The following is a 22,516-nucleotide window of genomic DNA, read 5'->3' as shown; positions in this document are numbered from 1 at the left end:
CCTGACAGGATGCCGAGACGTCAAATTAGTGGAAACCGTCCTGCACGCAGCTGGAGCCGCTCCAAGAGGAGGGCAAGCGTGGCCGCCTCCGGGACAGTCTCTCCGGATTCGCCCGGCCTCTGTCGCGGGACACGCTTTTTCAGCCCCCTGCCGGAGGCGCCCGGACAGACGAAACCTGCGCGGCAGAGGCCCCCGGCCCACCGGCCGGCCTCCCTGCCGAAGGACGCCCGAGGGGCCGGGCCGGCGGGCGGCCCTGCCCCCTGGCGGGGTCACTTCCGGCGGCTGCGCGTCACCTTGCGGCCCGTGCCGCCCGGAGCCGCGCGGAAGCCCGGCTTGCGCTTCGGTCCCTTGCCCTTCGGCGCCTTGCGGCCATAGGGCGGGGCGCGGCGGGCGCCGGTGCGGGTCACCTCCTCGCCCTCGACCTCGAGCAGCTCGAGCAGCACGCCGCCGGTGACCGGCTCGGTCTCCTGCAGCTTCACCAGCGCGCGCTGGCCGGTCGAGAAGACCCGGCCGGTCTCCGAGCCCATCAGCGTCTGCGTCGCCGGGTCGTGATGGAAGAACTCGTGGCCCAGCGTGCGGACCGGCACCAGCCCGTCGGCGCCCGACTCGTCGAGCTTCACGAAGAGGCCGAACTTGGCGACCCCGGCGATCCGGCCGGTCATCTCGGCGCCCAGCCGCTCGCTGAGGAAGGCCGCGAGATAGCGGTCGGTCGTGTCGCGCTCGGCTGCCATCGAGCGGCGTTCGGTATCCGAGATATGCTGCGCGGTCTTCTCCAGCAGCTCCTCTTCCTCCGGCGTCAGCCCGTCCGCCCCCCAGCCATGCGCCGCGATCAGCGCGCGGTGCACGACGAGGTCGGCATAGCGGCGGATCGGCGAGGTGAAATGCGCATAGGCCCGCAGCGCCAGGCCGAAATGGCCCAGATTGACCGGGCTGTAATAGGCCTGGGTCATTGAGCGCAGCGTCGTGAGGTTGATCAGCTCCGCCTGGTCGGTCCCGGCGGCCTGCTGCAGCAGCCGGTTGAGATGCGCGGTCTTCAGCACCTGCCCCTTGGCCAGCACGAGGCCCGAGGCAGTCGCGGTCTCGCGCAGCGCCTCCAGCTTGTCGGGACTGGGTTCCTCGTGGATGCGGAAGAGCAGCGGCTGCCGCTTGGCGGTCAGGGTCTCGGCCGCGCAGACATTGGCCATGACCATGAATTCCTCGATCAGCCGGTGCGCGTCCAGCCGGTCGCGGAAGGCCACCGAGGTCACCTTGCCCTCTTCCGAGAGCTGGATGCGCCGCTCGGGCAGGTCCAGCTCCAGCGGCTGGCGCCGGTCGCGCGCCTTCGCGCAGGCGGCATAGGCGTCGAAGAGCGGCCGGATCACCGTCTCGGCCAGCATCTCGGCGCGCTCCGAGGAGGGTTCGCCATTGGCGACGGCCTGCGCCTCCTCGTAGGTCAGCGAGGCGGCCGAGCGCATCAGCGCGCGGTGGAAGCTGTGCCCGCGCTTGCTGCCCTCGGCGTCGAAGACCATCCTCAGCGCGATCACCGGGCGCGCGACGCCCTCGTGCAGCGAGCACAGGTCCCCCGAAAGCCGGTCGGGCAGCATCGGCACGACGCGGTCGGGGAAATAGGTGGAGTTGCCGCGCTTGCGCGCCTCGCGGTCCAGATCGCTGCCGGGGCGGACATAGGCGGCGACATCGGCGATGGCGACCCAGACGACATGGCCGCCGGGATTGCCCGGATCCTCGTCGGGGGCGGCATGGACCGCGTCGTCATGGTCGCGCGCATCGGCCGGGTCGATCGTCACCAGCGGCAGGTCGCGCAGATCCTCGCGCCCCGAGAGCCCGACCGGCTTGGCCTTGTCGGCCTCGGCGATCACCGCATCGGGGAAATCGTCGGGAATGCCGTGCTGGTGGATCGCGATCAGCGACACCGCCTTCGGCTGGCTGGGATCGCCCAGCCGGGTGATAATCCGCGCCGAGGGCAGGCCCATGCGGACGCGCGGCCCGGACTGCTCGGCCTCGACCAGCTCGCCGTCCTTCGCGCCGTGGCTGGCGCCCGGCGGCACCCGCCATTCGCGGTCCGACTTCTTGTCGATCGGCACGATCCGCCCGCCCTCGGCGGTCTTGCGGTAGAGCCCCAGGATGCGGTGGGGATTGTGGCCGATGCGGCGCACCAGCCGCGCGGTATAGGCGTGGTCCTCGCCCTCGACCTTGGTCACGCGCGCCAGGATGCGCTCGCCCGGCCCCAGCGCCGGATCGTTGAGGCGCGGCCGGATCAGCACGCGCGGCTCGGGCCCCTCGCCCTGCCATTCCAGCGGGCGGCCGAACAGATCGCCGTCGATATCGGGCTCTTCCACCAGCAGGATGGAGACCGGCGGCAGGCGTTCGGGGTCGCGGTAGCTCTTGCGGCGCTTCTCCAGATGGCCTTCGGCCTCGAGAGATTTGAGGACCGCTTTCAGCTCCACGCGCGCGGCGCCCTTCAGGCCGAAGGCCTTGGCGATGTCGCGCTTGGAACTGAGTGCGGGGTTGTCGGAGATCCAGGCAAGGACCTCTTCCTTCGTCGGAATACGGGTCATGACTCGCGCTTATCACGGCCCCACGACGGCGTCACGGGAAAGCGCAGGCCGGGCGCGCCGCCCTGCCGCCTGCGCCCGTTCCTCAGGCGCGGGCGGAATAGAGCAGGATTTCCGCGGGAAGCCGCAGCCCGCCGGGCCCGTCCCAGCGGGCGAAGCCGCGGGCGACCTCGTCCAGGATCGCCTGCAGATCCGCCGCGCTGCCGCCGGCCTCGCGCATCCGCCCGCCGACCGGGCCGATGAAGGGCAGGATCCCCAGCACCGCCGCCACCCCGCCGGGATGGGACATGACCGCGGGCACCCGCTCGGCCGCGGCGGCGGCGAACCCCGCCTCGCCGAGCAGGCCGCAGACCCGGGCGGAATCGGCGAAGGCCATCGGCCCGGGCGCGCCGGGCGGCTCGGGCGCCGCCGCGCCCAGCCGCGCGGCCGCGGCGCGGCGCGGCAGGTCGAACCAGGGATTGTCCGCGGCCTCCGCCCAGGCGGCGAAGACCAGCCGCCCGCCCGGCACCAGATGGCGGCGGATATTGGCGAAGGCCGCCACCGGATCGGCGAAGAACATCAGGCCGAAGCGCGAGATCGCCAGATCCCAGGGCCCGCCCAGGTCGTCCTCCTGCGCATCGGCATGGAAGAAGGAGAGCGTCGCCGCCCCGGCCTCCGCCGCCCGCGCCGCGGCGCGCTCGAGGAGCACATGGGAGAAGTCGCAGCCCGCCACCCTGCCGTCCGGCCCGGCCGCCTCTGCCGCCGCCAGCGACGAGGCCCCCGCGCCGCAGCCCAGATCGAGCACCCGCAGCCCGGCAAGCGGCGCCGCCGCCTCCAGCAGCAGCCGCGTGACATCGCCATGGAGCAGATCCAGATCGGGCTGGAACTCCGCCCAGCGCTGTCCCGGCCCCTTGTTCCAGAAGGCGTCCTGCGCCCGGTTCGCGTCGCTCATGCCCGCACCTCCGGCGCGGACGCTAGCCCCGGCCCGCCGCCCCGTCGAGCCCCTGCCCGGGCTTTGCGCTCTGCCGAAACCCCGGGCAGGCTGTGCAAAAATTCACCAAGACGCCCAGCGCCTGTCGGCGGAGCGGCGCAGGCATGTCGGAAATCCATTTATTCCCAGATACTTGCGAGACCTCCGACGGCAGTTCGGAAAATCCGACGCGCTGCAAAGCCAAAACATACTGTCGGCCCCGGCCCGGCTCGGCTCCGCTCCGGCCGAGCGGCAAGCGGAGACGGGCATGACGGCTGACACCTACGACTACATCATCATCGGCGCGGGATCGGCGGGCTGCGTGATCGCCAACCGGCTTTCGGCCGGGGGCGCCACGGTCTGCGTGATCGAGGGCGGCGGCAGCGAATCCGCGCCGAATGTCCAGGTCCCTGCCGGGATCCTCTCGCTCTACGGCAACCCGAAATACGACTACGCCTATGTCGGCACCCCGCAGCCCGAGCTCGACGGCCGCCGCATCCCGGTGAACCGCGGCAAGGCGCTCGGCGGCTCCTCGACGATCAACTCGATGGTGTTCATCCGCGGCGCCTGCTCGGATTACGACGAATGGGCCGCGCTCGGCTGCAAGGGCTGGGCCTGGGACGACGTGCTGCCGGTCTTCAAGTCGCTGGAGAAGAACATGCTCGGCCAGTCGCCCGACTGGCACGGCACCGAGGGCGAGCTCTATGTCGACCGCGCCCGCGACCCCAACCCGGTCTCGGAGGTCTTCGTGAAGGCCGGGCGCGCCGCCGGGCTGGCCGAGAACACCGATTTCAACGCGGGCACCCAGGAGGGGGTCGGCATCTACAATGTCACCCAGCATGACGGCAAGCGCTGGTCGTCCTTCCGCGCCTTCCTGAAGCCGGCCATGCACCGCCCGAACCTGACGGTCCTTCCGGCCACGGAAACCCGGCGGCTGATCCTCGAGGACCGCCGCGCCGCCGGCGTCGTGGTCGCGGGCCCCGAGGGCGAGCGCGAGATCCGCGCAACCCGCGAGGTGATCCTGGCCGCCGGGGCGATCGGCTCGCCCGCGCTGCTGATGCGTTCGGGCATCGGGCCGGGCGCGATGCTGAAGGCCGCGGGCGTCGAGGTTGCCCATGACCTGTCCGGCGTCGGCCAGAACCTGCGCGACCATGTCGACGGCATGATCACCGTGCGCTCGGCCTCGCCGATGACGCTGGGGCTTTCGGTGCAGAACCTGCCCTCGATGATCGCCGCGCCCTTCCAGTGGCTGCTGGCGCGCAAGGGCATGCTGACGACCAACTACGTTGAGGCCGGCGGCTTCGCCCGCACCAGATTCGCCGGGGCCGAGCCCGACATCCAGTTCCATTTCGTCCCCGGCTACCGCAGCCATCGCGGGCGGCTGGTCGAGTACGGCCATGGCTACGCGATCCATACCTGCGTGCTGCGGCCGAAATCCGTGGGCGAGATCCGGCTGGGCGCCGATGGCGCGGCCGAGATCGACCACCGCTTCTTCACCGCGCCCGAGGATGCCGCCACCCTGGTCGAGGGCATCAAGATCGCCCGCAGCATCCTCGCCGCCCCCGTCTTCGAGCCGATTCGCGGCCCCGAGATGCTGCCCGGCCCGGACGTCTCGACCGACGACGAGATCCTAGCCTATCTCCGCGCCGAGGCGCTGACGGTCTACCACCCGGTCGGCACCTGCAAGATGGGCACCGATCCGCTGGCCGTGGTCGAGCCCGAAGGGCTCCGCGTGCAGGGCATCGACGGGCTGCGCGTCGCCGACAGCTCGGTCATGCCGACGCTGATCGGCGGCAACACGAACGTGCCCAGCATGATGATCGGCGAGCGCTGCGCCCGCGCGATCCTCGCCGCTTAGGCAAGGGCTAAGCAAGGGTGACAGAGGTTTTGCTTTTCCCGCCGCTGACCCTCGGGCAGCAGGTAGGCGGACAGGTACTCCCCGCAGAAGGACAGGAACATGCCGGTTGAGAAGACAGAGGTGCTGGTGGTCGGCGCCGGACAGGCAGGCATCGCGATGAGCGAGCATCTGGGCCGGATGGGCATCCCGCATCTGGTGCTGGAGCGCGCGCGCATCGCCGAGCGCTGGCGCTCGGAGCGCTGGGATTCGCTGGTCGCGAACGGCCCGGCCTGGCATGACCGCTTCCCGGGCATGGAGTTCGAGGGGCACTCTCCGGACGCCTTCGTGCCGAAGGAGGAGATCGCCGACTATTTCGCCCGCTACGCCTCGAAGATCGGCGCGCCGGTGCGCTGCGGCGTGGACGTCACCTCGGTGACGCCGCTCGAGGGCCGCGCGGGCTTCCGCGTCGAGACCTCCGAGGGCACGGTCGAGGCCGGGCATGTCGTCGCCGCGACCGGCCCGTTCCAGAAGCCGGTGATCCCCGCCATCGTCCCCGAAGAGGCTGGGATCGCGCAGATGCATTCGGCGCAGTACCGCAATCCCGGCGCGCTGCCCGAGGGCGCGGTTCTGGTCGTCGGCGCCGGCGCCTCGGGCGCGCAGATCGCGCAGGAGCTGATGGAGGCCGGGCGCAAGGTCTTCCTCGCCGTCGGCCCGCATGACCGCCCGCCGCGGCGCTACCGCGACCGCGATTTCGTCTGGTGGCTGGGCGTGCTGAACAAATGGGACATGGCCACCCGCCCGGGCGCCGAGCATGTCACCTTCGCCGCCAGCGGCGTCCATGGCGGCCAGACGGTCGATTTCCGCCGCCTGGCACAGCAGGGCGTGACGCTTCTGGGCAAGGCCGACCGCTACGAGGACGGCAGGCTCGGCTTCACCCCCGACCTGGCCGAGAGCCTGGCCTATGGCGATGCCAACTACCTGGCCGTGCTGCGCGAGGCCGACGACTTCGTCGCCCGCAACGGGCTGCACCTGCCCGAGGAGCCCGAGGCGCACGAGATCCTGCCCGATCCGGCCTGCGTGACCGATCCTGTCCTGTCGCTCGATCTCGCCGCCGAGGGCATCGGCGCGATCATCTGGGCCACCGGCTTCAGCCAGGACTACAGCTGGCTGCCGCCTGCCGCGACCGGCGACGACGGCCGCCCCGCGCATGAGCGCGGCGTCTGCGTGGCCGAGCCCGGCATCTACTTCCTCGGCCTGCCCTGGCAGACCCGCCGCGGCTCGTCCTTCATCTGGGGCGTGTGGCACGATGCCGGGGCGATCGCCGACCATATCTCCAAGCAGCAGGGCTATCTCGCCTACGAGCCCGCCCGCGCCACCGAAACCGCCTGACAGAAGACCCGGAGACCCCACGTGGCCCATACCCGCATCCGTCCGTTCAACACCAAGGACACCTATCCCGAGCAGCGGCTCGACAACGACCTGGCGCAGGGCGTCACCGCCCGCGGCACCACCATCTTCCTGCGCGGCCAGTGCCCGCAGGATCTGGACACCGCAAAGAACATCGACAGCCACGACCCGGTGGAGCAGACCCACAAGGTCATGCAGAACATCCGCCAGCTGATCGAGGAGGCCGGCGGCGAGATGGGCCATCTGTGCAAGCTCGTCGTCTATCTCACCGATGTCCGCCACCGCGAGGCGGTCTACCGCACCATGGGCGAGTACATCAAAGGTGTGCACCCGGTCTGCACCGGCCTCGTCGTCGTCGCGCTGGCGCGTCCCGAGTGGCTGGTCGAGATCGACGCCACCGCCGTGATCCCGGACTGAGCGAAAGGCAGGGCATGACCTTCTCCATCGTGGCGCGCTGCGCCGAGACCGGACAGTTCGGGGTGGCGATCTCGTCTTCCTCCCCGGCTGTCGCCGCGCGCTGCGCCTTTGCCCGGGCGGGCACGGGCGCGGCCGCTTCGCAGAACGTGACCAATCCCGCGCTCGGGCCCTTCATCCTCGACCGCCTCGCCGAGGGCCTGACCGCCGAGGCCGCGGTGACGCTGGCCGCGGAGAAGGACGCCTTCCCCGACTACCGCCAGCTTCTGGCCGTCGACGTCAATGGCGGGACGCATGTCCATTCGGGCGGCAATGCGCTTGGCATCTGGACCGCGGCCGAGGGCACGGATTGCGCCGCGGGGGGCAACCTCCTGGCCAATGACGGCGTGCCCGCCGCCATGATCGCCGCCTTCGAGGCCGCGCCGGGCGCGCTCGGCGACCGGCTGGTCGCGGCGATGCAGGCGGGCCTTGCCGCGGGCGGCGAGGCAGGCCCCGTGCATTCCGCCGGGCTGCTCGTCGTCGACAAACAGGCCTGGCCCTATGCCGAGCTGCGCTGCGACTGGACCGAGGACTGCCCCATCGCCGCGATCGCCGCCGCCTGGGAGGTCTACAAGCCCCAGGCCGAGGCCTATGTCACCCGCGCGCTGAACCCCACCGACGCGCCCTCCTACGGCGTGCCCGGAGACGAATGATGCAGAGCCACGCCCATTACCTGGCCGCCGCGGAGGCGATGGAATTCCGCACCGGCCTGTGGATCGACGGCGGCTTCCGCCCGGCCCTCTCCGGCGCGACCTTCGCCAGCGTGAACCCGGCCACCGGCAAGGTGCTGGCCGAGGTCGCGCGCGGCGGCGCCGAGGATATCGACCTGGCCGTCAGATCCGCCCGCGCCGCCTTCGAGGACGGCCGCTGGTCGCAGAAGACCCCGGGCGAGCGCAAGGAGGTGCTCCTCAAGCTCGCCGAGCTCATCCGCGGGACCCTGGAAGAGCTCGCGCTGACCGACACGCTCGACATGGGCAAGCCGATCTCCGAGACCGTGAATGTCGACGTTCCGGGCTCCGCCTATTTCTTCCAGTGGCATGCAGAGGCCATCGACAAGCTCTATGACGAGGTCGCCCCCACCGGCGGGCGCGACCTGGCGCTGATCCGGCGCGTGCCGCTGGGCGTGATCGGCGCGGTGGTGCCCTGGAACTTCCCGCTCGACATGGCGACCTGGAAGCTGGCGCCCGCGCTCGCCGCCGGGAACTCGGTCGTGCTGAAGCCCGCCGAGCAGTCGCCGCTTTCGGCGCTGCGCCTTGCCGAGCTGGCGAAGGAGGCGGGGCTGCCCGACGGCGTGCTGAACGTGGTGCCGGGCTTCGGCGAGGATGCCGGCCAGGCGCTGGGGCGGCACATGGATGTCGACTGCCTCGTCTTCACCGGCTCCACCGAGGTCGGCAAGATGTTCCAGCGCTATGCCGGCGAGAGCAACATGAAGCAGGTCTGGCTGGAAACCGGCGGCAAGAGCCCGAACCTGGTCTTTGCGGATGCCGATCTGGACAAGGCCGCCGAGATGGCCGCCTTCGGCATCTTCTTCAACCAGGGCGAGGTCTGCTCAGCCAATTCGCGCCTGCTGGTGCATGAGAGCATCGCCGGGGAGATGATCGCCCGGCTGAAGGAGAAGGCCGAGGCAATCCGCCAGGGCGATCCGCTCGACCCCGAGACGCAGATGGGCGCCATGGTCGATGCCGGGCACGCCGCCCGCGTCGCGGGCTTCCTGGAGACCGGCCGCGCCACCGCGCGCCTCGTGACCGGGGGCGAGCGCGTCGCGATCGGCGGCTCGGACGCCTATATCCGCCCGACGATCTTCGCCGACGTGCCGCGCGACGCGGCGATCGCCCGCGACGAGATCTTCGGCCCGGTGCTGACGGTGCAGACCTTCGCCAGCGATGACGAGGCGGTGGAAATCGCCAATGACACGGTCTACGGCCTGGCCGCCTCGGTCTGGACCCGCGACCTCAGCCGCGCGATGGACATCTCGGACCGCATCCATGCCGGGACGGTCTCGGTCAACACGGTCGACGCGCTCTCGGCGCTGACGCCCTTCGGCGGGATGAAGCAGTCGGGCTTCGGCCGCGACCTGTCGATCCACTCCTTCGACAAGTACAGCGCCCTGAAAACGGTCTGGATCAAGTACTAAGCCGGTATTGACCTTCCAGCGTCCCGTGCCGACATAGAGATGACCCCTCATCCGGCACGGGACGGCATTCATGGCATTGCGCTTCACCCTCAGGCAGCTCGAATATTTCGTGGCCGTGGGCGAATGCGGCTCGATCGCGCTGGCCGCGGAGAAGGTCAATGTCTCCTCCCCCTCGATCTCGGCGGCGATCTCGCAGCTCGAAGCGGAATTCGGGCTGCAGCTCTTCGTGCGCCGCCATGCCCAGGGCCTGTCGCTGACCCAGGGCGGGCAGCGCTTCCTCGACCATGCCCGCGACGTGCTGGAGCGCGCGCGGCGGCTCGGCGACCTGTCGAACGACATCACCGGCCATGTCCGCGGCCCGCTCAACGTGGGCTGCCTCGGCACCTTCGCGCAGATCGTCCTGCCGCAGGTGCGCCGCGGCTTCGTCGACCGCTATCCGGAGGTCGCCTTCCGCCAGTTCGAGCGCGACCAGACCGAGCTGTTCGACGGACTGCGCGGCGCGCGGCTGGACCTGGCGATCACCTACGATCTCGACATCCCGGCCGATCTGGAATTCGTGCCGCTGGTCAGCCTGCCGCCCTATGTGCTGCTGCCCGAGGAGCACGCCCTGTCGCATCTCGACAGCATCACCCCCGAGATGCTCGCGGGCTTCCCGATGGTGCTGCTCGACCTGCCGCTCTCGGCCGAGTACTTCCTGTCCTTCTTCCGCGAGGCCGGGGTCGTGCCCAGCATCGCCGAGCGGACCCGCGACATGGCGGTGATGCGCTCGCTGGTGGCCAACGGATTCGGCTATTCCATCGCCAATATCCGCCCCGTGACCGACCTGGCCCCCGATGGCGGGCGGCTGCGCTTCGTGCCGCTCGAGGGGCCGGTGCGGCCGATGACGCTGGGGCTGCTGCTGCCGGGCGGCGCGCGCTCCACCCTGACCGTGCGCGCCTTCATCGAGCATTGCCAGGCCGAAATCACCCCGGTCCGCACCCCCGGCATCCACATGCCGGGCGCCGCGTGAGCCCGCCCGTGTCCCGGCTGATCTTCATCACCCATCCCGAGGTCGTCCTCGACCCGGAGACGCCGGTCGAGCGCTGGCACCTTTCGGAGGCCGGGATCGCGCGGATGCGCGCCTTCGCCCGCGGGCCCGAGGCCGCCGCGATCGGCACGGTCTGGTCCAGCGCCGAGACCAAGGCGATCGAGGCGGCCGGACTGCTGGCCGCCGCGCGCGGCTGCGGCATCGCCGTCGATCCGCGGCTGGGAGAGAACGACCGCAGCGCCACCGGCTTCCTGCCCCCGGCCGAGTTCGAGCGCACCGCCGACGCCTTCTTCGCCCGCCCCGAGGACAGCATCCGCGGATGGGAGCGGGCCTCCGACGCCCAGGCGCGCATCCTCGCCGCCGTCACCGCCATCGCCGCGCGCCCGCATGCGGGCGACCTCGCGATCGTCGCCCATGGCGCGGTCGGCGCGCTGCTTCTCTGCGCGCTCCGGCGCCAGGCCATCAGCCGCAGCATGGACCAGCCCTTCCAGGGCCATTTCTGGACCGCGACCCTGCCGGATCTGGTGCCGCTCTCGGGCTGGATCCCGGTCGCGCCGCGCGGCTGAGCAGTCATTATGTACAGACATAAATCTTCGCCCGCCGCCCAATGCGGCATCTTTCGGGGTTAAAACATAAGCAATTAGGCCCGGCCTAACACGCGCTTCCGCAAGCCATAATTTACCTGCAGCCGAGATTAACGCTTCCTTGCGCTCGACTCGGATTGAGGAGCCGCGCGTGTCGTCCAGCCACTATGACATCCTGTTCGAGCCGGTGAAAATCGGCCCGCTCACTGCCAAGAACCGCTTCTACCAGGTGCCGCACTGCAATGGCGGCGGCTACCGCGACCCTTCCGCCGCCGCCGCGATGCGCGGCATCAAGGCCGAGGGCGGCTGGGGCGTGATCTTCACCGAGCAGACCGAGATGCACCATACCTCGGAAATCACCCCCTTCATCGAGCTGCGCCTCTGGGACGACCGCGACATCCCCGCGCTGAACCGCATGTCGGACGCGATGAAGACCCATGGCGCGCTGGCGGGCATCCAGCTGGCCTATTCCGGCATCAACGGCCCGAACCTCTACACCAAGGAGGTGCCGCTGGCGCCCTCGGCCCTGCCGATCCGCACCTTCACCAACGATCCGGTGCAGGCCCGCGCGCTCGACAAGTCCGACATCCGCGACCTGCGCCGCTGGTTCGTCAATGCCGCCAAGCGCTCGAAGCTGGCCGGGTTCGACCTGATCTGCCTCTACGGCGCGCATGGCTTCGGCATCTTCCAGCATTTCCTCAGCCGCGCGACCAACCAGCGCTCGGACGAATACGGCGGCAGCCTCGAGAACCGCGCGCGCTTCGTCAACGAGGTGGTCGCCGACATCCGCGACGCGGTGGGCGACACGATGGCGCTGACGCTCCGGGTCAGCCTCGACGAGACGCTGGGCGAGCTGGGCTTCTCCAATGCCGAGGTGCGCGAGTTCATCGAGATGAATGCCGACCTGCCCGACCTGTGGGATCTGGCGCAGGGCACCTGGGAGGACTGCTCGGGCCCCTCGCGCTTCAAGGAAGAGGCCGCGCAGGAGGTCCTGGTCAAGGGCATCCGCGAGCTGACCTCGAAGCCGGTGGTCGGCGTCGGCCGCTTCACCTCGCCCGACGTGATGGCGCGGCTGGTACGGCAGGGCACGCTCGATTTCATCGGCTGCGCGCGGCCCTCCATCGCCGACCCGTTCCTGCCGAAGAAGGTGGAAGAGGGCCGGATCGAGGACATCCGCGAATGCATCGGCTGCAACATCTGCGTCACCGGCGACATGACCATGTCGATCAGCCGCTGCACGCAGAACCCGACCTTCATGGAGGAATGGCGCAAGGGCTGGCATCCCGAGAAGATGAACCAGAAGGGCGCCAGCTCGAACGTGCTGGTCGTGGGCTCCGGCCCCGCCGGCCTGGAAGCCGCCCGCGCGCTGAGCCTGCGGGGCTATGACGTCGCGCTGGCCGAGGCCGGGACGGAGCTGGGCGGCCGCGTCGCGAAGGAGCGCCTGCTGCCGGGCCTCTCGGCCTGGGGCCGGGTCGCAGACTACCGCGCCTACCAGCTGAGCCAGCGGCCGAATGTCGAGACCTATTTCGACAGCCCGCTCTCGGCGGAGGAAATCCTGGAGTTCGGCTTCGAGAATGTCTGCCTCGCCACCGGCGCCACCTGGCGCGCCGACGGCGTCTCGCGCCAGCATGTCGTGCCGATGCCCATCGACCCGGCCATGACCGTGCTGACCCCCGACGACCTGATGGCGGGCCGCCTGCCCTCGGGCAAGGTCGTGGTCTTCGACGACGACCATTACTACATGGGCGGCGTGCTGGCCGAGCTCTGCGCGCAGAAGGGCTGCGACGTCACGCTTGTCACGCCCTCGGCCTATGTGTCCGACTGGACGCTGAACACGCTGGAACAGGCGGCGATCCACCGCCGGCTGGCCGAGGCCGGGGTGAAGATCGTGCTGAATACCGGCATCGCCGCGATCCGCGCGGACGGGGCCGAGACCTGCTGCAGCTACACCGATGCGCGCGCCCATCTCGGCTGCGACGCGGTCGTGATGGTCGCCTCGCGCAGCGGCCAGGACGCGGTCTACCGCGCACTGAAGGCCCGCGAGGCCGACTGGGCGGATGCGGGGATCAAGTCGGTGAAGCTCATCGGCGATGCCGAGGCGCCGGGGCCGATCGCCTGGGCGACCTATGCCGGGCACCGCTATGCCCGCGAGCTGGACATGGCGCCGATCGGCGACGCCCTGCCCTTCCGGCGCGAAATCACGGAACTGGCGTAACGATTGCCCGCGCAAAGCGGGAGAGGAACAGGGAAACACGCATGGCGCGCGGCAAGGCGGTCGAGGTCTACAATGTCTCGAAGAGGTTCGGCTCCTACCAGGCGCTGGACCAGGTCAGCTTCACCATCCACGAGAACGAGTTCTTCACCCTGCTCGGCCCCTCGGGCTGCGGGAAGACGACGCTCCTGCGGATGATCGCGGGATTCGAGAGCCCCTCCGAGGGCGCGATCCTGCTCAACGGGGCGGAGATCGAGACGCTGCCGCCGCACAGGCGGCGGGTGAACACGGTGTTCCAGAGCTACGCGCTCTTCCCGCACATGACGCTGGCGCAGAACATCGCCTTCGGGCTGGAGAACCTGGGCTGGGACCGCAAGCGGCGCGAGGCCCGCGTGGCCGAGATGCTGGAGCTGGTCCACATGACCCAGTTCGCCGCCCGCCGCCCCGCCCAGCTTTCGGGCGGGCAGCGCCAGCGGATCGCGCTGGCGCGCGCGCTGGCGCCCGAGCCGCAGGTGCTGCTGCTCGACGAGCCGCTCTCGGCGCTGGACCTGAAGCTGCGCCAGGCGATGCGCGACGAGCTGAGATCCCTTCAGAAGAAGACCGGGATCACCTTCATCTTCGTCACCCATGACCAGGAGGAGGCGCTCGACATGTCGGACCGCATCTGCGTCCTGGGCGAGGGCCGCATCCAGCAGCTCGGCACCCCGGCCGAGATCTACGAGGACCCCGAGAACCGCTTCGTCGCCGACTTCATCGGCGAGACCAATTTCCTTGCCGCCGAGGTGCTGTCGGTCGAGGGCGACATGGCGCGCATCCGCACGCCCTTCGGGCTGGAGATCACCGCGCGGCAGAAGGGGCTGACCGGTCCCGGCCCCGCCACGCTGTCGCTGCGCCCCGAGAAGATCGGCATGCAGAGCCAGGCCGACGGCCATGTCCTGCAGGGCACGGTCCGGGGGCGCAACTACATGGGCGGCTTCACCCATTACACCGTCGATGTCGCGGGCCAGCCGCTGCGGGTGTCGCGCCGCAACGCGCTGTCGCATGCCGAGAGCTTCGAGCCCGGCCAGACGGTGTCGCTGGGCTTCCGCGAGGACAGCGCGCGGGTCCTGGCGCAATGACCCGGGCGGCGCTGAAGAGCTTCCGCCTCTGGGGCCTCGTCCCCGCCTGGGCGCTGATGGGGCTGACGCTGATCATCCCGGTCGCCATCGTCGCCGGGGTCAGCCTCGCGGATCGCGGCCCCTATGGCGGCTTCAACTGGGCGCTGAACGTCTCCAGCTACCGCGAGATCCTGTTCACCATGGGCTGGACGGACGAGCTGGAATTCGACCCGAAATACCTGGTCATCATCGGCCGGACGCTGGCCTACGGCCTCGCCACCACGGCGATCTGCATGGCGCTGTCGGTGCCCGTCGCCTATGTCATCGCCAATGCCCGCGAGAACTGGAAGCCCTTCCTCGTCTATCTGGTGACCCTGCCCTTCTGGGTCTCGATGATCGTGCGCGTCTATGCCTGGCTGATCATCCTCGGCAACGAGGGGCTCGCCGAGAAGACCTGGAAATTCTTCGGCGGCGGCGATGTCGACACGTTCCTCTTCACCCCCGGCGCGATGCTGACCGGCATGGTCTACAGCTACATCCCGCTGATGGTGCTTCCCGTATACGCCGCCATCGAGAAGCTCGACCCGGCGCTGCTGGAGGCCTCCCACGACCTCTACGGCAACCGCTGGACCACGCTGCGCCGGGTGATCCTGCCGCTGACCTGGCCGGGTCTCGCCGCCGGCGCGATCCTGGTCTTCGTCCCCGCCATCGGCACCGTGCTGGAGCCGATGCTGCTGGGCGGCGGCAAGCAGATGATGATGGGCACGCTGATCCAGACCCAGTTCGGCGGCGGCCGCAACTGGCCCTTCGGCGCCGCCATCGCCATGGTGCTGATGGCCATGGTGGTCATCGTGCTGGTCCTCAACGCCCGCCGCGCCGCGGCCATCGCCCGGGAGATGGAGCCATGAGCGCCCCCGCCCACGATATCCGCCGCTATCCCGGCGCCAGGCTGGTCACGGCCGTCTTCTTCCTCTGGCTCTACCTGCCGATCGCCGTGGTGATCTGGTTCTCCTTCAACGAGAACCGCCTGGTCTCGGTCTGGACCGGCTTCTCCACCCAGTGGTACGCGGCCGCGCTGCAGAACAAGGCGCTGATGGACGCGCTGCGCGTCTCGCTGACCGTCGCCGTCATCGCCACGATCGGCGCGACGGCGATCGCGCTGATGGCCGCCATGGTGCTGTCGCGGGCGCCCTCGAAGCGCATCTACAAGCTCTCCGAGGCGGTGGTGAACCTGCCGCTGATGCTGCCCGAGATCGTCGTCGCCGTCGCCGTGCTGATCCTCTTCTCCCAGCTCGGCATCGCCAACGGGATGGTGAAGCTGACGCTGGCGCACACCGCCTTCTGCACGCCCTTCGCCTTCCTGCCGATCCGCGCCCGGCTGCAGGGGATGAGCCGCGACTTCGAGGAGGCCGCGCAGGATCTCTATGCCACGCCGCTGACCGCCTTCCGGCGCGTGACCCTGCCGATGATCGCCCCCGGCGTCTTCGCCGGCGCGATGCTGGCCTTCGTGATGTCGATGGACGACTTCATCACCTCGAACATGCTGAATTCCGGCGGCTCGACCACGCTGCCGGTCTACATCTTCTCGCTGATCAAGCGCGGCACCACGCCCGAGCTGAACGCGATCTCGACCCTGATGATCCTCGTCTCGCTGGCGATCGCCACCATCGCCCTGGCGATGAGCGCGCGCGCCATGCGGCGGGACCTCTGACAGATAACCGATAACAGACCCAACAGGAGACCTCCCATGAAAAAGACCCTGCTGACCGGCACCGCGCTGATCTGCCTGGCCGCTCCGGCCCTGGCCGAGGGCACGCTGAACATCTACGCCTGGTCCGACTCCATCGCGCCCGAGCTGATCGAGAAATTCTCGGCCGAGACCGGCGCCACCGTGAATTACGACGGCTTCAACTCGAACGAGGACGCGCTGACCAAGCTGCAGGCCGGCGCCTCGGGCTACGACATCGTCACCCCCTCCCAGCATTTCGTGAAGATCATGATCGACGAGGGGCTGCTGGAGGATATCGACGCCAAGGATCTGGACGCCTATGCCGCCGTCGACGACCGCTGGAAGGGCCAGTGGTGGGACCCGGAGAACGACTATTCGATCCCGATGGCCTATGGCACGGCGGGCTTCGCGGTGAACCGCGACCTCTATGACGGTCCGGTCGACAGCTGGGGCGTCTATTTCGAGCCGACCGAGGCGCTGCAGGGCAAGATCGCCTCGCTCTCCTATCCCGACGAGGTCGTGGGCGCGGCACAGCTCTATCTGGGCGTCGAGTTCTGCACCGAGGACAAGTCGGAGATGAAGAAGGTCTACGACCTGCTGATGGCGCAGAAGCCCTATGTCGCCGCCTATTCGTCCGACAATATCGAGAACCGCCTGGGCTCGGGCGAGGTCGCGGCGCATTTCTGGTGGGACGGCAACGTGCTGCGCACCCGCGACGCCGGCGCGAACCTGGAATACGCGATGCCCAAGGAAGGCCTGGTCGGCTGGCTCGACAGCTATGTCGTGCCGAAGGGCGCCGCCAATGTCGACATGGCCAAGAAGTTCATCGAGTTCATGTCGACCGAGGAAAACGCCACGATCCAGTACAACTACTACGCCCATTCCGCGCCGGTGAAGATCGACGAGGCCTCGGCGAAATACACCCCCGAGAACGCGCCCGAGCTGTTCCCGACCGTGCCGGTCGAGTTCTCCAAGGCCTGCTCGCCCGCCGCGCAGGATCTGGTGACCAAGGTCTGGACCGACCTGCTGCAGTAAGCCGACCCGGCTCCGCCCCCGTCCGGGGCGGAGCCTCGACAGACCGGAAGACCCCATGCCCCCCCTCCATATCACCGGCGCTGCCGATCCCATCACCGGCGCGGAGATCTCCGTCGCCGTCGCGGACGGGATCATCGTGCCCGCCCCCGTCCCCGGATCGCGCGAGATCGACGGACGCGGGCTCTGCCTGCTGCCCGGGCTGATCGACAGCCATCTGCACCTGCTCACCGGCGGCGTGGCGCTCGGACAGCTGAACCTGCTGGAGGTGGCGGGCGAGGACGCCTTCCGCGCCGCGCTTGCCGCTTATGCCGAGGGCCGCGACAGCGACCCGGTGCTCTGCTGCTGGTCGGCGAATTACGACCTCTTCGGCCGCGGCACGCGCCCCGACCGGCATGCGCTCGACCGGGTCTGCCCGGACCGGCCGCTGCTCGTCACCTCGGTCGACTTCCACTGCGCCTGGGCCAATACCGCGCTCCTGCGCCTCGCCGGGCTGATGGACGCGGTGCCGGACGTGCCCGGCGTCGTCACCGGCGCGGACGGGCAGCCGACCGGCGAGCTGCAGGAATTCGAGGCGATGGGCCTCGCGCAGAAACATGCCGCCAGCGGCGGCCGCGAGGGGCTGGGGCTGATCGGCCGCGAGCCCGATGCGCCCGATGCCGCCGCCCGCGCCCATGACCGCGCCGCCCTCGGCGCGGCGATGGAGGAATGCGCCCGCCAGGGACTGACCTCTGTCGTCAACATGGATGGCAGCCTCTACCTGGCGGAGCTGCTGACGGAGATGGCCGAGGAGGGTGCGCTGCCCGTCCGGGTCAGCCTGCCGATGACCATCGCGCCCGAGCATGACGACGCCCGCATCGCGGCGCTTCTCGAGGCCGCATCCCGCCCGCCCGTCGGGCGGCTCTCCTTCGGCCGGATCAAGATGTTCATGGACGGGGTCTTCGACACCTGGACCGCGCTGCGCACCGACGACTATCCCGGCCGTCCGGGCCTCCGCGGCACGCCGCTCTTCCCGCCTGCGCGCTTCGCCGAGATCTGCGTCCTGGCCGATGCGGCCGGGCTGCAGCTCCAGACCCATGCGGTCGGCGACGGCGCGGTGCGCGCGGTGATCGAGGGCTACGAGGCCGCCTGCCGGGCCAATGGCCGCCGCGACGCCCGCCACCGGATCGAGCATATCGACATGCTCCACCCCGGCGACCTGGCCCGGATCGCCGCGCTCGGCGCCATCGCCTCGATGCAGCCCGTCCACCCGCCGGGCTCGAGCGGCCTGCCGCTGGAGCCGACCGTCTCGATCATGGGCCGCCACCGCTGGGGCGACACCTTCCCCTGGGCGGCGCTGGCCGCCGCGGGCGTGCCGCTGGCCTTCGGCACCGACTGGCCGACCGCGCCGCTCTCGCCGGTGAACGCCATCCATGCCGCGCTGGCGCGCCGTCCCTGGGCCGCGGATGTGCCCGACCAGCGCCTGCCCCTGGCGGAGGTGCTGGCCGCCTACGGCCCGGGCGGGGCGCATGCGCTCTTCGCCGAGAACCGGCTGGGCGGGCTCGCCCCCGGCATGGCGGCCGACCTGGTCCTGATGGCGGGCAGCCCGGCCGGGCTCGCCCGCGACCCTGCCGCCTGCCGCGTCGCGCTGACGATCTGCGGCGGCGCCATCACCCATGAGGCAAGACCATGACCGAAACCGAGCTCCTGGCGCGGCTCGTCGCCTTCCCCACCCTGACCGGCGGCCCCAATCTGGAGATGATCTCCTGGGTTCAGGACCACCTGGCGGGCTGCGGCTTCGCCGTCACCCGCGTGGCCTCCGCCGACGGCACCAAGGCGGGGCTGCTCGCGCGCTTCGGCGAGGGGCCGGACGGGCTGCTGCTCTCGGCCCATAGCGATGTCGTGCCGGTGGCCGGGCAGAGCTGGAGCAGCGACCCGTTCACCCTGACCGCCCGCGGCGACCGGCTGGCGGGGCGCGGCACCACCGACATGAAGGGCTTTCTCGCCTGCGTGCTGGCCCATGCCGCGACCCTGCGCGCCGCGCCGCCCTCCCGGCCGGTGATGATCGCGCTGAGCTGGGACGAGGAGATCGGCTGCCGCGGCATCGCCGAGATGATCGGCCAGGTCGTGCCGGTGCTCGGCCGTCCCGGCCTCTGCATCGTCGGCGAGCCGACCTCGATGCGGCTGGCCACCGGCCACAAGGGCAAGGCGAGCTACCTCGCCCGCTGCCATGGCGAGCCCGGCCATTCCTCGATGGCGCCGGTCTTCCGCAACGCGCTGCATCTCGCCTGCGACCTCGTCGCGGCGCTGCGCCGCGAGCAGGCGCGGCTCCAGGCCGGGGGCGCGCAGGACCCGGCCTATGACATGCCCTGCTCGACGATCCATGCCGGGGTGATGCGGGGCGGCGTGGCGCTCAACATGGTGCCGGAGCTGGCCGAGGTCGAGTTCGAGATCCGCCACCTGGCGCAGGAAACCGCCGCGGAGATCCTCGCGGGCGTCGTGCAGGGCCTTCCCGGGGGTATCGAGATCACCGAGACCGGCGCCTATCCCGGGCTCGAGGCCGATCCCGCCGATCCGGCCATCGCCGCGCTGGCCGCCGCCCTGCCCGATCCGGCACCGCTCAAGGTCGCCTACGGCACTGAGGCGGGCTATTTCGCCGGGCTCGGCATCCCCACCGCGGTCTGCGGCCCGGGAACGATGAAGGACGGCCACCAGCCCGACGAGTCGATCGCCGTCTCCGAACTCGCAGCCTGCCGCGCGCTCCTCGCCCGCATCGCCTGACCCCGCAGCGCAGCGCCGGAGGGACAGGAAGGCCCGACCCGGCTGCCGTCGGGCCTGACTTCCCGCGGGCAGCCGAGTCGGGCCCGCGGCGACCGTCCGCGCCGCGCCCCGGGGTCGGCGTTTCGTCGTCATCACGTCCACCAGCACCGCGCCGAAGACGCTGCCTGTCGGCCTGCCCCCGGGCCCGCGCCCGCATCGCCCGCCCCCGCAGAACGGCGCCAGAGGGACAGGAAGGCCCGACCCGGCTGCCGTCGGGCCTGACTTCCCGCGGGCAGCCGAGTCGGGCCCGCGGCGACCGTCCGCGCTGCGCTCCGGGTCAGCGCTTCTTCTTCATCGCGTCCATCAGCGCCGCGCCGAAGGCGCCGGTGCTCTCGGCCGGCTTGCCCTTCGGACCGGCCTTGCCGCCTTTCGGACCGCCGTCCTTCGGGCCATTGCCGCGCGGGCCGCCCGGGCCGCGGGCATTGCGCTCCTCGCGGGCCGAGGCGCCGCCGTCCTTCTTCATCGACAGCCCGATGCGCTTCCTCGGCACATCCACCTCGGTGACCGTGACCTGCACCACATCGCCGGTCTTCACCACCTCGTGCGGATCCTTCACGAACCGGTCGGCCAGCTGGCTGATATGCACCAGCCCGTCCTGGTGCACGCCGATATCGACGAAGGCGCCGAAGGCCGCCACATTGGTCACCGTCCCCTCGAGCCGCATGCCGGGCTTGAGGTCCTTGATGTCCTCCACCCCGTCGGCGAAGCTCGCCGTCTTGAAGCTCGGGCGCGGGTCGCGGCCGGGCTTCTCCAGCTCCGACAGGATGTCCCGCACCGTCGGCAGGCCGAACTCCGCATCGACGAAATCCTGCGCGCGCAGCCCCTTCAACGCCGCCGGGTCGCCCATGATCGAGCGCAGGTCGCGGCCGCAGGCGGCGACGATCTTGCGCGCCACGCCATAGGCCTCGGGGTGCACGGCGGAGGCGTCGAGAGGCTCCGTCCCGCCCTGGATGCGCAGGAAGCCCGCGCATTGCTCGAAGGCCTTCGGCCCCAGCCCCGCCACCTTCATCAGCGCCTTGCGGCTGGCAAAGGCGCCATTGGCGTCGCGATGCGCCACGATCGCCTCGGCAAGCCGCGGCCCCAGGCCCGCGACATGCGACAGGAGCGGCGCCGAAGCGGTGTTCAGGTCGACGCCCACCGCGTTCACCGCATCCTCGACCACCGCCTCCAGCGAGCGGGCCAGCTGGCGCTGGTCGACATCGTGCTGGTACTGGCCGACGCCGATCGCCTTGGGCTCGATCTTGACCAGCTCGGCCAGCGGATCCTGCAGCCGCCGCGCGATCGAGACCGCGCCGCGAAGACTGACATCGAGCCCCGGGAACTCCTTTGCCGCCAGTTCCGAGGCGGAATAGACCGAGGCCCCGGCCTCGGAGACGACGACCTTGGTCGGCTTCGGCAGATCGCCCGGCAGCAGCCGCAGCGTGTCGGCCACCAGCCGCTCGGTCTCGCGGCTCGCCGTTCCGTTGCCGATGGCGATCAGCTGCACGCTATGGCGGCGGACCAGGTCGAGGATGATCGACTGCGCGCCGCGGATGTCGTTCTTGGGCTGGAACGGATAGAGCGTCGCGGTGTCGAGCAGCTTGCCGGTCGCGTCGACCACCGCGGCCTTGACCCCGGTGCGGATCCCCGGATCGAGCCCCAGAACCGCCTTCGGCCCGGCCGGCGCGGCCAGCAGCAGGTCCTTGAGGTTGCGGGCGAAGACCTGGATCGCCTCCTCATGGGCGCGGCTGCGCAGCTCGCCCAGAAGGTCCATGTACATCGACAGGCCGAGCTTGACCCGCCAGGTCCAGCCCGCCGCCTTCTGCAGCCAGCGGTCGCCCGGCGCATCGCCGCGGATGCCGATCTCGGAGGCGATGATGCCGGTGGCGCGGTCGGCGCCGGTCTCGGGCTCGGGCGCGATGGAGATGGTCACCACCTCCTCGGCCGCCGCCCGCAGGATCGCCAGCGCGCGGTGCGAGGGGATGCTCTTCCAGGCCTCGCGATGCTCGAAATAGTCCGAGAACTTCGCCCCCTCGGCCTCCTTGCCGGGCACCACCGCGGCCGAGATATCGGCCTCGGCGCGCATGAAGTCCCGCAGCCGGCCCAGCAGATGGGCGTTCTCGGAAAGCTCCTCGACGATGATGTCGCGCGCGCCGTTCAGCGCCTCCTTCACCCCCAGCACGGCCTCGCCCAGATAGCCCGCCGCCAGCGCCTCGGGATCGGCGGAGCGGTCCTGCTGGATCGCGCGCAGGAGCGGCTCCAGCCCGTTCTCCCGCGCGATCATCGCCTTGGTGCGGCGCTTGGGCTTGTAGGGCAGGTAGATGTCCTCGAGCGCCGCCTTGGTCTCGGCCCCGGCAATCGCGCGGCCCAGCTCGGCGGTCATCTTGCCCTGGCCCTCGATCGAGGAGAGGATTGCGGCGCGGCGCGCCTCGAGCTCGCGCAGGTATCCCAGCCGCTCGGACAGCGTCCGCAGCTGGGTGTCGTCCAGCCCGCCCGTCACCTCCTTGCGGTAGCGCGCGACGAAGGGCACGGTCGCGCCGCCGTCGAGCAGCTCCACCGCCGCCGTGACCTGCTTCGGCGTGGCGCTGATCTCTGTGGCGATGGAGCGGGCGATGCGGTCGGCGGTCTGGTCCAAGGCGGATCCTCCTGTTGCGGGAGGCCAGTCCTAGCTTCCGGCCGCCGCGCTGCCAAGGGGGAGCCGCAGGCGCCGCGGCGCCGGCAGGCG

17 protein-coding genes are annotated in these 22,516 nt (G+C 70.5%); 14 read left to right on the top strand and 3 right to left on the bottom strand.

The genetic code is table 11. From position 1 onward, the window contains the following. Positions 1-269 precede the first annotated feature (269 nt). Entirely contained in the window at positions 270-2,555 is a 2,286-nt protein-coding gene (gene rnr, locus FGX59_RS25395; protein ID WP_138469931.1) for a ribonuclease R, read from the bottom strand. Between the two features lie 82 nt (positions 2,556-2,637). Continuing rightward, complete coding sequence (locus tag FGX59_RS25390; RefSeq protein WP_138469930.1) at positions 2,638-3,483, bottom strand: class I SAM-dependent methyltransferase; 846 nt, start codon at positions 3,481-3,483, stop codon at positions 2,638-2,640. Between the two features lie 286 nt (positions 3,484-3,769). Between FGX59_RS25390 and FGX59_RS25385 the strand changes: the two genes are divergently transcribed. The 14 genes from FGX59_RS25385 to argE all read left to right on the top strand — a co-directional run bounded on the left by FGX59_RS25385 (position 3,770) and on the right by argE (position 19,773). Next, entirely contained in the window at positions 3,770-5,359 is a 1,590-nt protein-coding gene (locus FGX59_RS25385) for a GMC family oxidoreductase (RefSeq protein WP_138469929.1), read from the top strand. A 99-nt stretch (positions 5,360-5,458) separates the two neighbouring features. Beyond that, on the top strand, positions 5,459-6,727 hold the full coding sequence (locus tag FGX59_RS25380) for an NAD(P)/FAD-dependent oxidoreductase (protein WP_138469928.1): 1,269 nt from the start codon (positions 5,459-5,461) through the stop codon (positions 6,725-6,727). 21 nt (positions 6,728-6,748) lie between these two features. Further along, positions 6,749-7,162 carry a RidA family protein gene (locus FGX59_RS25375; RefSeq protein ID WP_138469927.1) on the top strand — a complete coding sequence of 138 codons (414 nt, stop codon included), beginning with the start codon at positions 6,749-6,751 and terminating at the stop codon, positions 7,160-7,162. Between the two features lie 14 nt (positions 7,163-7,176). Beyond that, positions 7,177-7,851, top strand: a complete 675-nt coding sequence (locus FGX59_RS25370; protein ID WP_138469926.1) for a DUF1028 domain-containing protein — start codon at positions 7,177-7,179, stop codon at positions 7,849-7,851. Next, a complete protein-coding gene (locus tag FGX59_RS25365) occupies positions 7,851-9,332 on the top strand; it encodes an aldehyde dehydrogenase (protein ID WP_171060823.1) in 1,482 nt (493 codons plus the stop codon). Before FGX59_RS25370 ends, FGX59_RS25365 begins: the two co-directional genes overlap by 1 nt. 70 nt (positions 9,333-9,402) lie before the next feature. Then, entirely contained in the window at positions 9,403-10,341 is a 939-nt protein-coding gene (locus tag FGX59_RS25360; protein ID WP_138469924.1) for a LysR substrate-binding domain-containing protein, read from the top strand. Between the two features lie 8 nt (positions 10,342-10,349). Continuing rightward, complete coding sequence (locus FGX59_RS25355; protein WP_138469923.1) at positions 10,350-10,925, top strand: histidine phosphatase family protein; 576 nt, start codon at positions 10,350-10,352, stop codon at positions 10,923-10,925. A gap of 169 nt (positions 10,926-11,094) precedes the next feature. Continuing rightward, positions 11,095-13,158, top strand: a complete 2,064-nt coding sequence (locus FGX59_RS25350) for an NAD(P)-binding protein (protein ID WP_138469922.1) — start codon at positions 11,095-11,097, stop codon at positions 13,156-13,158. Between the two features lie 41 nt (positions 13,159-13,199). Next, the gene (locus FGX59_RS25345; RefSeq protein ID WP_138469921.1) at positions 13,200-14,273 is read left to right on the top strand and encodes an ABC transporter ATP-binding protein; all 1,074 of its coding nucleotides are present in this window, start codon (positions 13,200-13,202) and stop codon (positions 14,271-14,273) included. Then, positions 14,270-15,160, top strand: coding sequence for an ABC transporter permease (locus FGX59_RS25340; RefSeq protein WP_138469920.1), 891 nt, complete (start codon positions 14,270-14,272; stop codon positions 15,158-15,160). Before FGX59_RS25345 ends, FGX59_RS25340 begins: the two co-directional genes overlap by 4 nt. Further along, positions 15,157-15,963 carry an ABC transporter permease gene (locus FGX59_RS25335; RefSeq protein ID WP_138469919.1) on the top strand — a complete coding sequence of 269 codons (807 nt, stop codon included), beginning with the start codon at positions 15,157-15,159 and terminating at the stop codon, positions 15,961-15,963. Before FGX59_RS25340 ends, FGX59_RS25335 begins: the two co-directional genes overlap by 4 nt. A 36-nt stretch (positions 15,964-15,999) precedes the next feature. Beyond that, positions 16,000-17,016, top strand: a complete 1,017-nt coding sequence (locus FGX59_RS25330; RefSeq protein WP_138469918.1) for an extracellular solute-binding protein — start codon at positions 16,000-16,002, stop codon at positions 17,014-17,016. Between the two features lie 55 nt (positions 17,017-17,071). After that, on the top strand, positions 17,072-18,685 hold the full coding sequence (locus FGX59_RS25325) for an amidohydrolase (protein WP_138469917.1): 1,614 nt from the start codon (positions 17,072-17,074) through the stop codon (positions 18,683-18,685). Beyond that, positions 18,682-19,773: an acetylornithine deacetylase gene (argE, locus tag FGX59_RS25320; protein WP_138469916.1), complete on the top strand. Its 1,092-nt coding sequence runs from the start codon at positions 18,682-18,684 to the stop codon at positions 19,771-19,773. Before FGX59_RS25325 ends, argE begins: the two co-directional genes overlap by 4 nt. Positions 19,774-20,089: 316 nt before the next feature. On the opposite strand, the gene FGX59_RS25315 is transcribed toward argE, so the two are convergent. After that, positions 20,090-22,426: a Tex family protein gene (locus FGX59_RS25315; RefSeq protein WP_138469915.1), complete on the bottom strand. Its 2,337-nt coding sequence runs from the start codon at positions 22,424-22,426 to the stop codon at positions 20,090-20,092. Positions 22,427-22,516 lie beyond the last annotated feature (90 nt).

The organism is Poseidonocella sp. HB161398 (assembly GCF_005870025.1).
In the GTDB taxonomy this organism is placed as follows: domain Bacteria; phylum Pseudomonadota; class Alphaproteobacteria; order Rhodobacterales; family Rhodobacteraceae; genus Mangrovicoccus.
Note: the sequence above shows the minus strand (reverse complement) of the source record. Positions and strands in the feature narration are given on the sequence as shown.

Coding starts and splice junctions, on each gene's coding strand:
- FGX59_RS25330 (WP_138469918.1), top strand. CDS start 16,000: ATGAAAAAGACCCTGCTGACCGGCACCGCGCTGATCTGCCTGGCCGCT.
- FGX59_RS25345 (WP_138469921.1), top strand. CDS start 13,200: ATGGCGCGCGGCAAGGCGGTCGAGGTCTACAATGTCTCGAAGAGGTTC.
- argE (WP_138469916.1), top strand. CDS start 18,682: ATGACCGAAACCGAGCTCCTGGCGCGGCTCGTCGCCTTCCCCACCCTG.
- FGX59_RS25365 (WP_171060823.1), top strand. CDS start 7,851: ATGCAGAGCCACGCCCATTACCTGGCCGCCGCGGAGGCGATGGAATTC.
- rnr (WP_138469931.1), bottom strand. CDS start 2,555: ATGACCCGTATTCCGACGAAGGAAGAGGTCCTTGCCTGGATCTCCGAC.
- FGX59_RS25390 (WP_138469930.1), bottom strand. CDS start 3,483: ATGAGCGACGCGAACCGGGCGCAGGACGCCTTCTGGAACAAGGGGCCG.
- FGX59_RS25385 (WP_138469929.1), top strand. CDS start 3,770: ATGACGGCTGACACCTACGACTACATCATCATCGGCGCGGGATCGGCG.
- FGX59_RS25360 (WP_138469924.1), top strand. CDS start 9,403: ATGGCATTGCGCTTCACCCTCAGGCAGCTCGAATATTTCGTGGCCGTG.
- FGX59_RS25325 (WP_138469917.1), top strand. CDS start 17,072: ATGCCCCCCCTCCATATCACCGGCGCTGCCGATCCCATCACCGGCGCG.
- FGX59_RS25370 (WP_138469926.1), top strand. CDS start 7,177: ATGACCTTCTCCATCGTGGCGCGCTGCGCCGAGACCGGACAGTTCGGG.
- FGX59_RS25340 (WP_138469920.1), top strand. CDS start 14,270: ATGACCCGGGCGGCGCTGAAGAGCTTCCGCCTCTGGGGCCTCGTCCCC.
- FGX59_RS25335 (WP_138469919.1), top strand. CDS start 15,157: ATGAGCGCCCCCGCCCACGATATCCGCCGCTATCCCGGCGCCAGGCTG.
- FGX59_RS25380 (WP_138469928.1), top strand. CDS start 5,459: ATGCCGGTTGAGAAGACAGAGGTGCTGGTGGTCGGCGCCGGACAGGCA.